Source organism: Anabaena sp. FACHB-1237, from assembly GCF_014696225.1.
Classification (GTDB): domain Bacteria; phylum Cyanobacteriota; class Cyanobacteriia; order Cyanobacteriales; family Nostocaceae; genus FACHB-1237.
On record NZ_JACJPV010000015.1, the window covers coordinates 1 to 17,772 of the forward strand.

15 protein-coding genes are annotated in these 17,772 nt (G+C 32.7%); 7 read left to right on the plus strand and 8 right to left on the minus strand.

The window, feature by feature from the left end; genetic code table 11:
* Positions 1-335: 335 nt before the first annotated feature.
* Together H6F32_RS09750 and lipA are read left to right on the plus strand one after the other, a co-directional pair.
* Positions 336-596, plus strand: coding sequence for a chlororespiratory reduction protein 7 (locus H6F32_RS09750; protein WP_190369139.1), 261 nt, complete (start codon positions 336-338; stop codon positions 594-596).
* 228 nt (positions 597-824) lie between these two features.
* Positions 825-1,724: a lipoyl synthase gene (gene lipA, locus H6F32_RS09755; protein WP_242031097.1), complete on the plus strand. Its 900-nt coding sequence runs from the start codon at positions 825-827 to the stop codon at positions 1,722-1,724.
* Positions 1,725-1,919: 195 nt separating this feature from the next.
* Here the strand turns inward: lipA and truB are convergent, their stop codons facing one another.
* The 4 genes from truB to H6F32_RS09775 form a co-directional block, all read right to left on the minus strand.
* Positions 1,920-2,807, minus strand: coding sequence for a tRNA pseudouridine(55) synthase TruB (truB, locus tag H6F32_RS09760; RefSeq protein ID WP_190369140.1), 888 nt, complete (start codon positions 2,805-2,807; stop codon positions 1,920-1,922).
* 84 nt (positions 2,808-2,891) lie between these two features.
* On the minus strand, positions 2,892-6,305 hold the full coding sequence (locus H6F32_RS09765; protein WP_190369141.1) for a helicase-related protein: 3,414 nt from the start codon (positions 6,303-6,305) through the stop codon (positions 2,892-2,894).
* 305 nt (positions 6,306-6,610) lie between these two features.
* Positions 6,611-7,513: an Rpn family recombination-promoting nuclease/putative transposase gene (locus H6F32_RS09770; protein ID WP_190369142.1), complete on the minus strand. Its 903-nt coding sequence runs from the start codon at positions 7,511-7,513 to the stop codon at positions 6,611-6,613.
* Between the two features lie 274 nt (positions 7,514-7,787).
* Positions 7,788-8,282, minus strand: a complete 495-nt coding sequence (locus H6F32_RS09775; RefSeq protein ID WP_190369143.1) for a hypothetical protein — start codon at positions 8,280-8,282, stop codon at positions 7,788-7,790.
* 234 nt (positions 8,283-8,516) lie between these two features.
* Here H6F32_RS09775 and H6F32_RS09780 point away from each other — a divergent pair, with 234 nt between their 5' ends.
* The 3 genes from H6F32_RS09780 to H6F32_RS09790 all read left to right on the plus strand — a co-directional run bounded on the left by H6F32_RS09780 (position 8,517) and on the right by H6F32_RS09790 (position 10,130).
* Positions 8,517-9,290, plus strand: a complete 774-nt coding sequence (locus tag H6F32_RS09780) for a Uma2 family endonuclease (protein WP_190369144.1) — start codon at positions 8,517-8,519, stop codon at positions 9,288-9,290.
* Positions 9,291-9,426: 136 nt separating this feature from the next.
* Positions 9,427-9,738 carry a hypothetical protein gene (locus tag H6F32_RS09785; protein WP_190369217.1) on the plus strand — a complete coding sequence of 104 codons (312 nt, stop codon included), beginning with the start codon at positions 9,427-9,429 and terminating at the stop codon, positions 9,736-9,738.
* Entirely contained in the window at positions 9,735-10,130 is a 396-nt protein-coding gene (locus H6F32_RS09790; protein ID WP_190369145.1) for a type II toxin-antitoxin system VapC family toxin, read from the plus strand. The genes H6F32_RS09785 and H6F32_RS09790 overlap by 4 nt, the downstream gene beginning before the upstream one ends.
* Before the next feature lie 136 nt (positions 10,131-10,266).
* Here the strand turns inward: H6F32_RS09790 and H6F32_RS09800 are convergent, their stop codons facing one another.
* The 4 genes from H6F32_RS09800 to H6F32_RS09815 all read right to left on the minus strand — a co-directional run bounded on the left by H6F32_RS09800 (position 10,267) and on the right by H6F32_RS09815 (position 16,047).
* Positions 10,267-10,494, minus strand: coding sequence for an AbrB/MazE/SpoVT family DNA-binding domain-containing protein (locus H6F32_RS09800; RefSeq protein ID WP_190369146.1), 228 nt, complete (start codon positions 10,492-10,494; stop codon positions 10,267-10,269).
* A gap of 69 nt (positions 10,495-10,563) precedes the next feature.
* The gene (locus H6F32_RS09805; RefSeq protein ID WP_190369147.1) at positions 10,564-14,031 is read right to left on the minus strand and encodes an Eco57I restriction-modification methylase domain-containing protein; all 3,468 of its coding nucleotides are present in this window, start codon (positions 14,029-14,031) and stop codon (positions 10,564-10,566) included.
* Positions 14,032-14,113: 82 nt separating this feature from the next.
* On the minus strand, positions 14,114-14,584 hold the full coding sequence (locus H6F32_RS09810; RefSeq protein WP_190369148.1) for a DUF29 domain-containing protein: 471 nt from the start codon (positions 14,582-14,584) through the stop codon (positions 14,114-14,116).
* Positions 14,585-14,880: 296 nt separating this feature from the next.
* Complete coding sequence (locus tag H6F32_RS09815) at positions 14,881-16,047, minus strand: acyl-CoA dehydrogenase family protein (protein ID WP_190369149.1); 1,167 nt, start codon at positions 16,045-16,047, stop codon at positions 14,881-14,883.
* Between the two features lie 60 nt (positions 16,048-16,107).
* Between H6F32_RS09815 and msrB the strand changes: the two genes are divergently transcribed.
* Both msrB and H6F32_RS09825 read left to right on the plus strand, forming a co-directional pair.
* On the plus strand, positions 16,108-16,602 hold the full coding sequence (gene msrB, locus H6F32_RS09820) for a peptide-methionine (R)-S-oxide reductase MsrB (RefSeq protein ID WP_190369150.1): 495 nt from the start codon (positions 16,108-16,110) through the stop codon (positions 16,600-16,602).
* Positions 16,603-17,059: 457 nt separating this feature from the next.
* Complete coding sequence (locus tag H6F32_RS09825; RefSeq protein WP_190369151.1) at positions 17,060-17,710, plus strand: Uma2 family endonuclease; 651 nt, start codon at positions 17,060-17,062, stop codon at positions 17,708-17,710.
* Positions 17,711-17,772 lie beyond the last annotated feature (62 nt).

Genomic DNA, 17,772 nt, shown 5'->3' on the forward strand with positions numbered 1-17,772 from the left:
TAAGAGCTTTGTTTGCCCTAATTGCGGTTATGACATACCGCGAGATTTTAATGGAGCTTTGGGGATTTTCCTCAAGGCAATGTGGGATACCACCTTTATCAACTCAGTTGGTAATGTTGTACTGGACCTTCACGATATCTCAGATGTCACGGAATGTCTCGGTTAAAAGTATCAGATATTTCCTAGCTAAAAATTTTATAGGCAAAACTATACACGCATAGATAAATCTTTGCAAGATATTTAGCGGTAAATTTGTTACATCAACCACCGTTTCCTTCCGCATTTATTATAATATTATAATATTATAATTTTAATTTAATCACCAATTGCCAAGAATGCCAAATTCATTAATGTACGCAGAAGATCACTTTGTTGTTTTGGAAACGAACCAACCAGAACAAATTTTAACAGCAGCAGAATTATTAGCAAAATTAGCTAATATTTTAGCTGAAACACCTAATTCTGATCTACCATTTGATGTGCAAAAAATTGATTCTATTCCTAAACAAGCACGATATTTACTAGATACCAGTTGTGAATTAGATGTTGGTTTAGGCAAATATTTACAATGGTATGCAGTGCGGTTAGAAAAATAGTCTAAATTGATACAAAATTGATACAAAATTGATACAAAATTAATACAGCAGTTTAAATGATTATGAGGTACAGATGTTAATGATAAAACCCTTGTAACACAGGCATCTTGCTGTGTTCATAGTGTACCTCATGTAGATGGAATAGACAGTATAGGCTTTTAATAGGCTTTTACAAGATTTAAAAGGATTGGTTGATTTACGCCGTTTTGTACTACACCAGTAAATACTATGATTAGAGATAGGATGATTAAAGATATGATGACAGAAGTTACAACTATGCCTAGTTGGTTACGCCGTCCTATCGGTAAGGCCAGTGAAATCTCCACTGTTGAGCGTATCATTAAACAGCGTAAAATTCACACTATTTGTGAGGAAGGTCGTTGTCCTAATCGCGCTGAATGCTATTCTCAGAAAACTGCTACTTTTTTGTTGATGGGTCCTACTTGTACTCGTTCCTGCGGTTTTTGTCAGGTTGATAAGGGTCATGCACCAATGCCTATAGATGCGGATGAACCTCGGAAAGTGGCAGAGTCTGTACAACTTTTGGGGTTAAAATATGTGGTTTTAACTTCTGTGGCACGTGATGATTTAACAGATGGTGGTGCTGGTCATTTTGTGCAAACTATGGAGTATATTCGCAAATTTAATCCCGCTACAGAAATTGAGGTGCTAACTCCAGATTTTTGGGGTAGTGGTGGTGATATCAGTCAAAGAAAAAGTATTACTATGATGGTGGAGGCTAAACCTGCTTGTTTTAATCATAATATAGAAACTGTGCGCCGTTTAACTGGTCCTGTACGTCGTGGTGCAAAGTACGATCGCTCTTTGAATGTATTAGCTATGGTAAAGGAGTTAAATCCATCTATTCCTACTAAATCTGGTCTAATGGTAGGTCATGGCGAGACTAGGGAGGAATTAATAGAAGCTATGACAGATTTAAGAAGTATAAATTGCGATCGCTTAACCATTGGTCAATATATGCGTCCTTCTTTGGATCATCTCCCGGTACGTAAATATTGGACTCCAGAGGAGTTTGTGGAGTTAGGACAGATAGCAGAGAGTATGGGTTTTAGTCATGTACGTTCTGGTCCGTTGGTTCGCAGTTCTTATCATGCTGGAGAGGATTAATATTTAATATTTAATAAGCTGTTGTTCCTTTAACTTGAATAATTAATACAAGCAAGATGCTTGTGCTACTAAAAAATATGTTGTAGGGTGCGTCACATATCAAAAAGTTAGTAATTTACATGATTTATACAGTATGACGCACCTTACCAATATGCTAGTTGCGTAAGTCCTGATTTATTTGGTGATTGGTGATTGCTATAAGTTGCGAAATACCATTTGGGGAATTAATACATTATCTCCTATGTTACCAATACCTAAAAACAGATTTTCCTCGTCATAAACTCTTAAAAAATCTGTAATATTCCCATCTACATTGACATCAACAAATACTTTTTGTCCCTGACACCATTTTGTGGCATTTAATGATGGTAAATTGATTTTTTCCAGATGTTTTAATGGTGCATCTGGAGGAATAAATGTAAATTCATTTGTATTAACTTGGGTTTCTAAATCTGATAATGTCACACTACCATCAATGGGAAAACCACTGCTGACAGTGCGTTGTAAACCAGCAAGGGTAGCAGGAATATTTAACATTATACCAAGATCACGAGCGATCGCTCTAATATAAGTTCCAGTACCACAAGCAATCATAATATCTAACTCAGGAAAATCACCTTCACGCCATGCTAACACATTAATTTCAAAAACTTCTACTGTTCTCTTATGTGCTTGAATCATTTCCCCTTTTCTAGCTAAGTCATATAGTCTTTTCCCGTCTATTTGAATAGCACTATAACTAGGAGGAATTTGGGAAATTTTACCGATAAATTGCGGTAGTATAGGCGTAATTTTATCTAAACTGATATCAGGATGAGATTGAGAAGCTATTATTTCTCCTTCTAAATCATCTGTAGCAGTAGAAATACCAAATCTAACTGTAGCAATATACGCCTTATCATTTGCTAAATATTGTAATAATCTTGTAGTTTTACCACAAGCGATGGGTAATACTCCTGTAGCGGCAGGATCTAAAGTTCCTGCATGGCCTACCTTTTTCATTTTTAAAAGTTTTCTGACTCGTGCTACACAGTCATGGGATGTCCATGAGTAAGGTTTGTGTAAATTGATAAAACCGTCCATAAATTATTTTCCTTGGGATGGTGATATTATAACATGACAAGATACCGGACTTCTTAAACAAGTCCGGTATCTTAATCTTATGTTTTATAATTCTGAAAATAACCCCAATGAACAAATAATTTGCGCTTCCTGTGCTGTATCTTCTGGATGAATAATACACAAAGCATTATTATCACGTAAAGATATAATCATTGTCGCTAATTGTTCATCATTAATTCCACTTTTTAACTGCCGGTTAATTTTAACTACTGTGGTTTCTTTTAAGGGATAATTATATATTTCTTCCACTGCTTTTTTCAAAGTTTGCCAATCTTCTCCTAATGTCAATAAAGGGGTATTTTCTTCCGTTCTTTTGATATAATTATCTAATCGGTAATAAGTTCTATATCTCGCGCCTTTAGAACTTCCTAATTGTCCTCCAGTTCTTTTGTGTTGTTCTAATATTAAATCAGCACCTTGTGAGACGATTTCATGATGTTGGGGATGTCTTTTTAAAGAGGGTGTATCTATGTTACATTTAGCAATTCTTAATATTCTCATTTGTGATTGTGTGACGCTTTTTCCTTGCTTATTTATCCATGCTAAAGCATCTGTACCATCAGCAGTTCTTAAATACATTAATACCCCTTGAGGGTCGGTTTTTGTTTCTTGATGTTCGCGGGTAGAATAAATTACATTGGGCAAATTTTTGATAGTTTTTTCTAAGTCAGGATCTGCATCTATGGCATTTTTCCAAATTTGAAACGCCTCGGAAGTCAAGTCAACTTCTCCATCATCTGCTTCATCTAAAATACCCGATTTTTCATGGTAAAGATCGAGTATTTCTTGATAGGAAAGACTATCTTCAAAAAATGCTTCATCTGTTCCCACTACGTTAGCATTTTGTTGTAATCTTTCTGTGAGTCTACCTCTTAAATTAATTAATTCTTCCACTCCCTCCGCAGGTAAAAACGAATAACATAGTATTTCTGAGGCGGTTTGGCCTATTCTATCAACCCTTCCTGTTCTTTGAATTAACCGAATAATTGCCCAAGGTAAATCATAATTAATAATTATCCGACAATCTTGTAAATTTTGACCTTCACTTAATACATCAGTAGCAATTAAAATTCTAATTTGTTGTTCTTGTGAGATATCCTGTTTATTACTTTGGGGACTAAAACGATATACCAAGGATGTAGGATCATTTACTTTTCCTGTGACTAATGCAGTTTGGGTAATATGCACTTTGGAAAAAGATTCTTGTAAATAACGCGCTGTATCTGCAAATTGGGTAAATATCAATATTTTATCCTGTGGATGTTTTTCGGTGACTAATTTTTGCAAAGTTTGAAATTTTTGATCTTGTTGATAATTCCATTCTCCACAGTTATTTAATAATTTCAACAATGATATAGCATCTTCCCGGAGATGTTTTTTCAATTCTGCATTAAATAACCGATAATTCAACCATTTAAAACGTTTTTGATATTTGGTTTGATACAGTTCATAAATAGCTTGTGCTTGACGTTTATATTCTGCTTCTTTACTTGTTAAACTGGCAAAATTCACCTCATCATTATGATCATCATTTTCTTCATTGTCATCATCAGCTATTTCAAAATCTAAATTTGTAGAATTAATATTATCAGCATCTTCATCATTATTGGTAGTCTCTAAAAACTCTGCATCCTGTGTACCAATGGGAATATCTAATTTATTTTCTAAACCATAGAGATATACATAATTCCGTAAAATATGACGTTCTAAAGATTCTAAAAAAGCATTGCCACTACTTTCTAATCTTTTAAATAAATTGGTGCGACAAAAACCCATTAACCGTCTTCCAGCGCGAGATAAACCGTTTAATATTTGTTGTTCTGTTGCTGTGGGAGGTTGTTTATATTTGTTTAAGGTGTAATTTCCTAAACCGTAACGGGGTAATGATAAGGAATTAATAATTTCTACCACTTCACCAGAGTATAATTTACCATATTTATCATCGTTGTTAATAGTAAATTTGGCAGTTTTGGGGATGCGAGTAGGAAAGTAAGAACGAGTACCATTAGGAAATTGTAAATATTTGCGGCCATCTATTTCATCAGTTACAGCATAATTATTTTTAATGAAACTGCGTGTTCTTCTAATCATGTAACGATTCATTAATAATTGCCAATCTTCAAAATATTCGCTTTTTTCAAATGCTGCTAAAGTCCTAACTTCAATTTGGGGATGTTTACGTTTAAACTCATTTTCATTATTACCTAATTCTCTGATCAAATTTTCTGGTTTAATACCTAAATCTTTTGCTTCGGGAATAAATAACCGTAACTGTGATGATAAGTCAAAATAGCTTTTATTATAGGGAGTTGCTGTTAATAAAATACAACGACTTCCGCTTTGTTCTATATATTCTTTAATTGCTGCGTAACGTTGTCCTTCTCTATTTCTTAAATTATGACTTTCATCTATTAAAACTAACCGAAAAAGTGCGGCAATTGTGGGTAATATTTTACCAACTTGACTAATAGAAATTACCTTAGCTGATAACCGATATTCATCTTTATAATTTTCCCACATGGAAACGAGATTTTTCGGACAAATAATGAGGGTACTAATACCAAGTTCCTCTTCAATAATTTTCGCTATAGCAGTTCCGACTAAGGTTTTTCCTAATCCTACCACATCACCCACCAAAACACCACCACGACGGTTAACATAATGGGCTGCAATTTTTACTGCTGCTGCTTGAAAGGGGAATAGTTGAAAATCATAAGGTATAGTATATTGACTTAAACCATCTCGCGCTTCTTGGGAGAGATGATAGGCCATTTTCAGATAAACATAATAGGGAGAAATTAACTTTTCCCTTGCCCAACTTTCATCTATAATATTTATTAATTCTTGAGAAATATCTATACAAAATCTGTCTTCCCAACGTTCATTAAACCAGGTTTGTAATTTATTGGTTGCATCATTATCTAGGATGTCAACATTTAATTCTCCCTGGGTTGATAAACCAGAAAAAGTTAAATTACTACTTCCTAAAAAAGCGATCGCTTTTAAATTATGATGACTTTGAGGCATTAAATAAAGTTTAGCATGAAGAGGACGACGTAAATATAATTTAACTATGACTTTTTTAGTTTGTAATTGATATTTGAGTTTTTTTAAACCCAATTCATCATCATTACTAGGTTTACCTAAAGTTAATTGTTGACTAAATTCTTGTACTAGGCGTTTTTTGAGGTTAACTATGTCATTTTGGGATATGGGTTTACGAGATGTTCCTAAACCTAAAAGTTGGTTAAGTTCATCTTTAGGTAATTTTTGCATTCCAATTAATAAGCGACAACAGTTATTTTCTCCTCCGGTAAATTGTTCTATTTCTGCTTGGATTAATTTCCATCCTCGTAAATTGAAATAACCCACACAAAAATCTGCCTTATGGGCATCTTTTAGGCTTTCTTTGAGTTGGGGTAGTAGTTGTTCGTTGATATTATCAAAAATGTGTGGCATAGTTTTTTACTTATTATATATTTTATTGATTGTCTGAATCAGGATATCCAGGGTGAATATTGTAGCACATTATTTAGAATTGCTATATTATAATTTATAATGCAATTTCTGAACACAGAGATCCCCGACTTCTTCAAGAAGTCGGGGATCTGAAACCCTCACGGTTTACAAATCAAATATGATTGCTATATTGTCTGCTACTGTAACTTGAGGTTTTTTAATTATACAGTGAGTGCTGCACATTAGCTTATCATTAATTTATCATCTATTAACACAATTAAAACAGAAGTCGGGAATATTAAATCTTAATCTTCAACCTTTTCTAACCAAATTTGTAAATCATTCACAGTTTTAAAATCTAATAAATCTTCACTTAAATCTTCTAAAACAGGTAAAGATAAATTAGAAATAGAACCGCGTATTTTTGATGATATTTTACCAAATCGTTTACTCAATTGTCGCATAACTAAATTAAAAGTTGCTTCTTTTCTTCCTGCTTTTAATCCTTGTTCTAATCCTTGTTCTAATCCTTGTTCTAATCCTTGTTCTCTTCCTTCTTCTTTAATTTCTTGATAAACTCTTGTTTGTTTGAGTGTGATTCCTAACATAGATTCTACCTCGTGACGTTTAAGATTTTCAAATTTGTACATCATAATTGTGGTGATCATTTCTATTATGACGCGATTTGATGATGATGGTATTTCTGACTGAGTTTTTGCTAATAAATACCTCGCTGCTTCTGGCGCTTGATTTTCTTCTAATGTGGTTAATATCATCATTCCTACCGATGTGGGTAATTGATGAATATCCCCCAATTCATCTAAGTATATCCGATGTACTTGATCACTGTTCAAAAATGCTCGCAATGGATAAGTATTACTTTGTTCAATGTTACGAGATGGATAAATTATAACCGCTTGCCAATCACTAAATCTAGTCCGATTACGATAAAAATACAAGGAAGATTCAGCTACTATTCTTTCATACAATATTTCATCTTTCTGAAACTGCACTTCACAAAAATATACAACTCCTGGATTTTCATTCTCTGGTGGTAAAAATACGCCATCAATTTCAAATTTTGGTTCTTTAATTGCTACAGAATCAAATTTATAACTATCGGCATTTTCTGGAGGATTTTCCAACAATTCAAACAATAAAGATGGATATTGTTGGAATAGTTTGTAAAAGATTGTGTCTCGACGCATAACATAAATATTTTCTATTTTTCTATTGATTAATTGTTTGATTATTATATCAGATCCCCTACTTCACACATCAATTTATGATTCATTCACAAGATTAAAAATAATTTGCATATCTTTGTCTTTATTTATACAGTATTTTCCATTATAATGAGGTACAGATGTTAATGATCAAACCCTTGTAACACAGGCATCTTGCCTGTTGATACTGTACCTCATTTACCTCAAATCTGCTATAAATTGTGGGGGTAATTCATGAATTACCCCTACATTGACGTTATTTAACCATTTCCCGATAAGCATTTAAAGCCGCATTTTTCACTTTTTCTGCTACTATGGGAAAGGTACTCAATATATGACTAAATTCTGTTTCTGTTAATCCATATAAATGGGCAATTATTCCATCTAATTCCGCGCGGAGTTTTCCTCTTTCTCTCTCGTCTGTAATTCCATTTTTATGATTTTCTAAACCTACTTCTTTAGCTAATTCATCATATTCTGCTGTGGTACAGATTAGTTTTGCTGCACGTTCTACTCTTTCTTGAAAATATGGGTCTTTTTCTGTTAATCTGGGTACTGGTGTTTGATAGACAATAAAAAATGTTAAATTAGTGGTTACTCTTTGTCTTAAAGAATAATCAGCAACAAAACTATTGAAAATTGTTAGTAAAAATAATTCTGATTTATAATCTAGTGAATTGTCGGATTTAATAATAGCTGTTGGTAGTTTATGATTACAAAAAATGTTAGTATGTAACATTGTTGCAATCATTGTTCTAATATCTGTATTTCTTGCAATATCCCTAAACCCTAATCTATAACACTGATAATATAATTTTTGTCCGTTATCAATTTCACCTCTTTTTAAGAGTGAAGTACAAAATCATCTGCGTTCATCTGCGTTTTATGATCACTGCTTGTACCTCGCTTGAGTAGTAATTGCTATAATTATGATATCATAATTAATATAAGATATTGTCTCTCTTACTCCCAGGAGTATTTTCTCATGACTCAATCTTTAACCCCAGAAATTACCAATCGTAAACCCAGTCCTGATGATTTTGAAAAACCTGCTATTCCTGATTTAACAAATGTGATTATTGATGATGGAGAACCAGTGGATAATTTAATTTCTGAAAAACAACGACGTTTATTAGTTTCCTCTCTTTATAGTTCTTTTAATGTTAGTGAACCATTTTTAGCTACTGCTAATGTAGGTTTATTTTATGCAGCAAATAAACCTCCCCTTGTTCCTGATGTGATGTTAAGTTTAGAAGTTACTTTACCAGAAGATTGGTCAGAGAAAAAAGATCAATCTTATTTTACTTGGAATTTTGGTAAATCTCCAGAAATAGTCATTGAAATAGTTTCTAATAAGGTGGGAAATGAATTAGGAACTAAATTAAAAGATTATTCTCAAGCAAGAGTAGGTTATTATGTGGTTTTTGATCCCTGCCATTATTTAGGAAAAGCAAATCTTTATATCTATCAATTAATAGGTGTTAATTATCAATTATTATCCACAAATTGGTTAGAAGGAGTAGGTTTAGGTTTAACTGTTTGGGAAGGAGAATTTGAAGGAAAAAATTATCAATGGTTAAGATGGTGTGATCAAAAAGGACAACTTTTATTAATAGGAGATGAAAAGGTAGCAATTGAAAAACAACGTGCTGACCAAGAAAAACAACGTGCTGATCAAGAAAAACAACGTGCTGATCAAGAAAGAAAAAGAGTAGAATATTTAGAGGAAATTTTGCGATCGCAAGGAATAAACTTTTAATATCATGTTAAATTATATCCCTGTCTTCTATGATTAATTTATCATTGATTAACACAATTAAAACAGAAGTCGGGGATCTTGGTCAATGTTTACTATAATATAGTAAAATAGTTGTAGTAATTACAGGTGAGTAAATATGATAGCGCAAGAAATAATGGCAAGGATTGATCAAAATGGTAACATTTCTTTAGATCATCCTTTGATAGTTAATAAACCAAGTCGAGTTAAATTAATCGTTTTGTTTATTGAAGATGAATTAGATGAAGATGATGAATCAAAAGCAGTTGTTTTAGAAAGTTTGAAAACCTCATTACAACAAGCTAAAGCAGGTAAAGTTCATCCAATTTCAGAACTTCATGATGATCTTTATCCTTTACGTGGTAAAGTGATCCATTATGATGATCCTACCGAACCTGTAGCTTTAGAAGATTGGGAATGTTTACAATGATCTTACTTGATACACATATTTGGGTGTGGTGGGTTGATGGTAATGAAAGACTTACTCAAGAATATGAAACATGGATAGTAAAACATCAAGCAGAAGGTATAGGAATTAGTATTGTTTCCTGTTGGGAAGTAGCTAAATTGGTAGAAAAAAATAGACTAAATTTTTCCTGTTCGGTTACTGAATGGTTGGAATTAGCGTTAGCTTATCCAGGAGTACAATTATTAAATTTAAACTTACCTATCATCATTGATTCAACTCAATTAAATGGTTTTCATAGCGATCCTTTTGATCAAATGATTGTCGCAACTGCTAGATATTATAATTGCTATTTATTAACTGCTGATAGCAAAATTATTAATTATTCCCAAGTTAAAACATTAACCTCCGGTTGATAGGAAAAGCGATGACGAGGACGGGTTAAACTAGCTTCTAATAAGGGGTAATCTCTCACACCAGATAAACCCACCATATTGAGAAATCAAACCCTCATGGATAGCAAGCACTATCTGTTCTGTGAGACAATTTGGTTCATTCACTTAGCCAATTCCTTGCATGACGAAATTTTTGGCTACCTTCGCGGTAAATTGTCATTGCTTTCTCAAATTCTGGGTTATAAGCACTGAGTTGAAGTCCATGTTCGGTTTCTGTTACAAATACGGTATCTCCTTCGGAAAGATTGAGTTTTCCTAACAATTCTTTAGAAAATGTTACCCCTACTGAATTACCAATTTTGCGTAGTTTTAAAGTTTGTATCATGATTATTTTTAGGATGTAGTTACGAGTGTAGTTACTATTTTATTTTAACAGGATCTACGCAGTTTGACGTTATTTAACCATTTCCCGATAAGCATTTAAAGCCGCATTTTTCACTTCTTCTGCCACTATGGGAAAGGTACTCAATATATGACTAAATTCTGTTTCTGTTAATCCATATAAATGGGCAATTATTCCATCTAATTCTGCGCGGAGTTTCCCCCTTTCTCTCTCGTCTGTAATTCCGTTTTCATGACTTCCTAAACCTACTTCTTTAGCTAATTCATCATATTCTGCTGTGGTACAAATTAGTTTGGCTGCACGTTCTACTATTTCTTGAAAATATGGGTCTTTTTCTGTTAATCTGGGTACGGGTAATTGATAAATATAGAACATATTAATATTAGCAGAAACTGTTTGACGCAAAGCAAAATCAACAACAAAACTATTGAAAATACCTTGTAAATAAATAACTTGAAAATTATGCATCTTTTCTGTTGTTGATAAAACTAAGATAGAATTACCACAAAAAACATTTTTAGGAATATTACCAACAATCAAAGTCCTAATATCTGTGTTTCTACCAATTGATCTAAACCCTAATCTATAACACTGATAATCTAAAATTTGCCCATTATCAACACCATTTTTACCTAAAACTGCTTTTCTTCCTTCCTCCTCCTCTACCCAGTACCGAGGTTCAGCAAACCTATGGGTAAATTGATGAATCATTTTCCCCTCATATAAAGGTAATCTTCCCTTACCTGGTTCAGTTTTAAACAAATGACTATCATTAGTCATATCAAATTCACGAGTTAACTTTAAATTCCACTTATTCTGAATTTCCTCCCCCAACAACGGAAACTGACTCATTTTTTCAGCTATGAAAATATCTAAATCAGATTTAAACTCCATAACCGAAATAGAATCAGGAGATAAGCGTTTAATTAAATCCACAGAAATATGAATACAATCATCATCAGGAAAACTATTTAACTCTCCCACATCATGACGCATAAACCTAGCCGGAAATGATATTGTACCCTGTAATGCTAGGGGGGAACCGCCATTCGCTCCTACAAGGTTTTGAAAAGTCAGAACCACAAACTTAAAACTTTTATGTACCCCTTCAAAAATAGCCTTTTTATTTTCAAAACAGAATAAACCAGTGATCTTAGTTTGCGAAAACAACATTTCCCGTAATTGCTTAGTACCCAAATCAGTATAAATACCGCTAGGAATAACCAAACCACATTCACCATTTTCAGAAAGTAAATTAACACATTGTTCCACAAACAACTTATATAAATTAATATCAGTTCCCTGTTTTTTCCCATTAACCACAGAAATCTGATTAAGATATTGTTCCGCACTTCTAAAATATAAACTGACATGAGGATATTGACTTTGATACCTTAACCAAGCAGTAGCAATTTCAGGATTTGCTAATAACTGCTTTTGTTCCTTCTCAAAAGTCTTAATATCCATCTTATTCTTAGTCACTAAATCACTATATTCCGCAAAAAACTCCTTAGCTTGTGGTTTAAAAATCTCCCAAGGAGGATTACCCAAAATAATATCAAAACCACCCTTAGCAATAATCTGATCAAAATGATAACCCCAATGAAAAGGTTTTAATGCTTCCATATCAGCAATATTTAAAAGTCGTTTAACAGGTTTACCCTTTAACTGCACTTCTTCATACTTAATCTTTAAATTGCCAAATTCATCTAACAACAATTGATTTAACTTAACCAAAGATTCCCGGTTCACATGATTAATGTTATCTCTTAAAAACTGTAACCGATCTTCCTGTGCTGTTCCTTCCACATCTGCAATAATAAAAGCGTGTTCCTTATACTTCCTAATACTTTCATTTTTCTCACTTAAAATTGCTTGATAACTTTGAGAATTTAATTGTTGTAAAATATTACCTTGTTTAGCACCTCCCACAGTATCAAAACGACTTTCATCAACGCGAATTAAACCAATTAAAGAATTACCAGCCATAATGTTAAAATCAACATTAGGTAAAGGTTCTAAATCATCCACAGTTTTTGCAGAAGCAACCAAACTTAAAAACAAGCGTAATTTGGCAATTTCTACCGCTTCCTCCATAATATCCACACCATAGAGATTATCAGTAATTACCCGTTTTTTGATATAATAATCCAAAGAAGGATGATCTTGTTTAATCTTCGTTAATCTGGCTTTATTTGCTTCATTTCCAGAAACTTGAATAAAGTCAAAAATAGCAGTATAAATTTTAATCAAATGTTGTAAAGCAGCGACTAAAAACGCACCACTTCCACAAGCAGGATCTAAAATTGATAAGTTAGGCAAAATCTCATCTAGTAATTGCTGACATAATTGATTATTGAGATGATCAAATATTTGAATATTACCAGTTTTCCCACTAATAAATTTATCGCTAATAACGCTAATAAATTTATCGCTAATAAATTTATTAATAGTACGTTCACAAAGATAATTAGTAATTTCCGGTTTAGTATAATAAGCACCAAATTCTTTTTGGTTAATATACTTTTCAAAAATATACCCCAAAACATCAGGATTAATTTCATCATCTTTACCGCTAGGGGTATCATCTAAATGCCAAGTATAACCAGCAAATAGCTTGAAAATATCCTCAAAAGCAGCATCACAAATGGTAATTTTACCGTGATATTTCTCTTCAATAACATGGGGTAAAAACAAACCACCATTAATATATTTAATTTTACCAATTAAAGCAGTAGTTTCATCTTTACGAAACTTTTCTGGTGTACCAAAACCATCAAAAAACAAAGTTTGTAAAAACTCTTGATAATATAAGTCCTTACCTTTAGTTTGACTAGTTTTTAACTTATCTTGTAAATAATTAGTATTACCATGATCTAAAAAACCTTTTTTCTGAAGAAAATAAACAAACATCAAGCGATTCAAAATAACCGAAGTGTACCAACTAGCATCTTTTGGATTTTCGATACCTTTGATAAAAGCAACAAATTGCAAATGTCTTTTTTGGAACTTTTCAAAAAAATCCTTAGTTACTTTTTCAATATCAAAAGCCTTTTGAGTGCGTTGAGTAACATCTGTTAAAGTTAGATTTTCTTCTTCAGCAAAGTCAATAAATAAAGCTTCTAACTTTTGACTTAATAATTCTCCCGACTGAGTAATGTTAAAAGTAGTTTCTTTAGCTTTAGCTTTAGTTGCAGAGTCTCTTTTTACCCATTGCCAAACTTGTTTTGACTGATTTTTATCAGTATAAATAATTAAATGTTCTTGACTATAGCTAGTAACTTGTATATCAATCTTTTTTCTAGTTTTAGCATCAGGTAAAATGCCATTATCAGCCACACAATGATAAACCATTAAACCGCGTTTTTGGCTAATAGCTTCTAAGGTATAATTTTCTTCATCTACAGATAAATAAATGGGGGAAATATCAGCATAGTCCCAACCCAACTCTTCAATAAATAAAGATGTAAAATCAGATGATTGGAGATACTTTTTAACTTGACTGCGATTGAATTTCATAAAACACACTCCTGGTATATCTAAAATAGTCCTGAAAGATACCCGACTTCTTTAAAAAGTCGGGTATCTGAATATTAACATATTACTTAAAATAATCCACATCTAACAACTGTTCTAAAGTATAAGGACATTGTAGAGGAAAATCAATTTGAGACTTAGTTTTTACCTGGACATATTTTAAAGCCCGACTATAAATATTATCCATCTCATTAGCTAGATAATTACGTAAATTAGTTGTTAACCTATCCTCAAGTTGATAACGGAAACCTAAAATTTCTGATTGCCAATGATGACTATTATTTTCTGTTTCTTCCGTCAAAAATTGCAGTAATAAAAGATGTCTTATAATTTGTTCCAGTAAACTTTTAACTTTATGTTGATCTCTTTTTGCCAATGATTCTAACTCCTCAATTAAGTTTTCTAAATCTAAATCATCAAAACGCTTTTGTTTTAATAATTCAATAGTTTCTAATAACCATAAATGTTCATCAGTTTCATAGAGTTGTTGTAAATTAGTAGTAAAATTAGTAGTAAAATTACTAGTAACGATCATAAATTTACCCCCTATTTATTAACGTAAGTTGTAAGGTATCAGGACACTGTTAAGAAAAATTAATTTAAGACTTAGTTTTTAGCTGGACTTAACTAATTAGCAATTTACTCTTGCGGTATCACTAGACTAAGTTTTTGTGCCTTTAACTTGAATAATTAATACAAGCAAGATGCTTGTGCTACTGTAACTTCAGGTTTTTTAATTATACATTTTAATTATACAGTGAGTGCTGCACATTAGCCTAACATATTTTCAATTATTTTGCAATTTTGCAGGCAGGATGCCTGCACTACTTGTTAATAGGCACGAGTATGGGGAAATTGATCATTTAAAGCCCATTTACCTACTTCTTTAATTCTGTAATCTATAGGATCATGGAGTGTAAAGGTTCTCATATTTCTCCAATAACGATCAAACCCATATTTGTTATTAGTAGAACTTGCTCCCATCACTTCAAAAATACGATTAGTAATATCTAAACCAACCCTTTGCGCCATAATTTTGGCATTGTTTACAGCTAACATACATTCTCCCCTTTTTTCTAATGTCAAATTATGTTCTTGTTGCCAACTTTCTTGTAATAAATTAGCTGCTTTTTCAATCAATAAATTAGCAGCTTGTAAATCTACATACATATTGCCATAATGCTGCAAAATATAAGGATCTTCTGCTACACTAACATTAGCATCCCAAGGTTTTTTATAATGTTGAGTGTAATTTTTAGCGGCTAAAAATGCACCTTCGGCAATTCCTAAATAAATGTTAGCTAGGTTGAGTTGGGTAATACAAGAACGAATGTTTATAAAATTTGATTTCTGATTATATCTCGCGCCAATTATTTCATGAGGATAGACAATAACATGATCAAAATCTATGGTTCCACTATCTGTTTGTCGTTGTCCCATGTTATCCCAATCAGAATTAATTGTTACCCCTTTTCTCTGACTAGGAATAATTAAAACTATGACTTCTTTGGTAGTTTCATTAATGGCAGATAAAGGTAAAATATCTGAGTCTACAGAACCAGAACAAAAACTTTTTTTACCATTAATGAAAAAACAGTCTTTCTTTTGTGTTAAAATAGTTGTTGTGTCTCTAGGATTAAGAGCATTACACCAAAACCAATTATTTTCTACGGTTTTTGTGTAATAATATTCCTGTTGTGATTGTGTGCCAAAAATATGGGGAATAACTACACCAATATGATGATAGGAAAAAACATGAGCTAAGGAACTATCAACTTTAGCTAATTCGCGGGTAACTCGTAACATAGCGATCCAATTTTCGCCAATTCCACCATATTTTTCAGGAATTATTAATTTTAATAAGCCACTTTCACGTAAGCGATCGCGCTCTTTTTTTGGTGTTCCTCCTTGAGAATCTCTGATAATTGCAGTTTCCGCAAATTCTAAGGCTAAAGAAGTGGCTAATGTGATATGTTCTGATGATGTTTTGAATGTCATTTTTTTTGATGCTCAAAATTCGATGTAAAATTTGATTTTTTCGCTGATTTGCTGTAAATTATGAACAAACGCCATTTTTTACAAATTAGTACCATCTTACTAGGTACAGCCTTTTTTTCACAATATATCAATTGGAGTTCAGACGCTATGGCCACACAAAATGAGAGTTTTGAAGTAGTAAAAACAGAAGCAGAATGGAAAAGTATTCTCACACCAGAACAGTTTCATGTATTGCGGAAACATGGAACAGAAAGAGCGTTTAGTAGTTCCCTAGATAAACATTATGAACCAGGTACTTATCTATGTTCTGGTTGTGGTCAACCCCTATTTACATCAGATACTAAATTTAATAGTGGTACAGGTTGGCCTAGCTTTTTTCAACCCATAGAAGGAGCGATCGCTACTACCGTTGATCGTTCTTTTTTCATGACAAGAATTGAAGTCCATTGTAGTCGTTGCGGTGGACATTTAGGCCACGTTTTTGATGATGGTCCTAAACCCACTGGACAACGTTATTGTATGAATGGTGTTTCTTTGAAATTTGTTCCTGCATAAGATAAAATTAGATCCCAGATCCCGGACTTCTTTAATAGATCCCAGATCCCGGACTTCTTTAATAGATCCCAGATCCCGGACTTCTTTAAGAAGTCCGGGATCTAATTTCTTAATTTCTAATATTGAGAATTACTCCCTAGATCCTAGATCCCAGATCCCTAGATCCCAGATCCCGGACTTCTTTAATAGATCCCAGATCCCGGACTTCTTTAATAGATCCCAGATCCCGGACTTCTTTAATAGATCCCAGATCCCGGACTTCTTTAAGAAGTCCGGGATCTAATTTCGGACTTCTTTAAGAAGTCCGGGATCTAATTTCTGTAAAATGGTCATTTCTGTTCTAACTAGTAATCTAGTATATTTTCGGTTGTCATTTGGATAATGAATGCAAGATGCTTGCTTATATATATGTATGATATAATATTAGATGTGCTAAATATGATTAGGAGTGAAAATAATGTTGTTAGAATTAAAACGCATTCATGTACCTCCAGGACAAAGAGTAATATTAAAAAATGTAACTTGGGTAGAATTAGAAACCATTCTGGAAGAATTAGGAGAACATCGTGCTGCGCGAATTGCGTATGATCAAGGAATATTAGAAATTATGACTCCGTTACCTGAACATGAATACAATAAAGAAATTATTGGTGATTTATTCAAAGCACTATTAGAAGAATTAGATATTGAATTTGTCAGTCTTGGTTCTACCACCTTTAAAAATCAATTTATGGCGCAAGGTATTGAACCAGATCAATGTTTTTATATCAAAAATGAGGCTTTAATTCGGGGGAAAAAACGGTTAGACTTAACAATTGATCCACCACCAGACTTAGCATTAGAAATTGATATCACTTCTCGGACTCATTTGAATATATATCAAGGGTTAGAAGTTCCTGAAGTTTGGCGGTTTGAAAAGGATAAATTGAAGATTAATATATTAGAAAATGGTCATTATATCGAATCTCAGTCAAGTTTAAATTTTCCTAATTTACCTTTAATAAAAGTCATTCCCGAATATTTAGAAAAAAGTAAGACCGCAGGTAGAAATAAAACAATTAAAGAGTTTAGGAATTGGGTAAAAAGTAAGTTAGGTTGTTTAAATTAGTGTTGCTAAGGAATGAAACTGTAATTTGTAGGGATTTAGCAATACTAAACCCCTATCATCTC

Excerpts from the sequence above, each read along its gene's own strand:
- H6F32_RS09805 (WP_190369147.1), bottom strand. The coding sequence starts at position 14,031 with ATGAAATTCAATCGCAGTCAAGTTAAAAAGTATCTCCAATCATCTGAT.
- H6F32_RS09810 (WP_190369148.1), bottom strand. The coding sequence starts at position 14,584 with ATGATCGTTACTAGTAATTTTACTACTAATTTTACTACTAATTTACAA.
- H6F32_RS09750 (WP_190369139.1), top strand. The coding sequence starts at position 336 with ATGCCAAATTCATTAATGTACGCAGAAGATCACTTTGTTGTTTTGGAA.
- H6F32_RS09800 (WP_190369146.1), bottom strand. The coding sequence starts at position 10,494 with ATGATACAAACTTTAAAACTACGCAAAATTGGTAATTCAGTAGGGGTA.
- H6F32_RS09780 (WP_190369144.1), top strand. The coding sequence starts at position 8,517 with ATGACTCAATCTTTAACCCCAGAAATTACCAATCGTAAACCCAGTCCT.
- H6F32_RS09790 (WP_190369145.1), top strand. The coding sequence starts at position 9,735 with ATGATCTTACTTGATACACATATTTGGGTGTGGTGGGTTGATGGTAAT.
- H6F32_RS09815 (WP_190369149.1), bottom strand. The coding sequence starts at position 16,047 with ATGACATTCAAAACATCATCAGAACATATCACATTAGCCACTTCTTTA.
- lipA (WP_242031097.1), top strand. The coding sequence starts at position 825 with ATGATTAGAGATAGGATGATTAAAGATATGATGACAGAAGTTACAACT.
- H6F32_RS09770 (WP_190369142.1), bottom strand. The coding sequence starts at position 7,513 with ATGCGTCGAGACACAATCTTTTACAAACTATTCCAACAATATCCATCT.
- H6F32_RS09825 (WP_190369151.1), top strand. The coding sequence starts at position 17,060 with ATGTTGTTAGAATTAAAACGCATTCATGTACCTCCAGGACAAAGAGTA.
- truB (WP_190369140.1), bottom strand. The coding sequence starts at position 2,807 with ATGGACGGTTTTATCAATTTACACAAACCTTACTCATGGACATCCCAT.
- H6F32_RS09785 (WP_190369217.1), top strand. The coding sequence starts at position 9,427 with ATGATAGCGCAAGAAATAATGGCAAGGATTGATCAAAATGGTAACATT.
- H6F32_RS09775 (WP_190369143.1), bottom strand. The coding sequence starts at position 8,282 with ATGATTGCAACAATGTTACATACTAACATTTTTTGTAATCATAAACTA.
- H6F32_RS09765 (WP_190369141.1), bottom strand. The coding sequence starts at position 6,305 with ATGCCACACATTTTTGATAATATCAACGAACAACTACTACCCCAACTC.
- msrB (WP_190369150.1), top strand. The coding sequence starts at position 16,108 with ATGAACAAACGCCATTTTTTACAAATTAGTACCATCTTACTAGGTACA.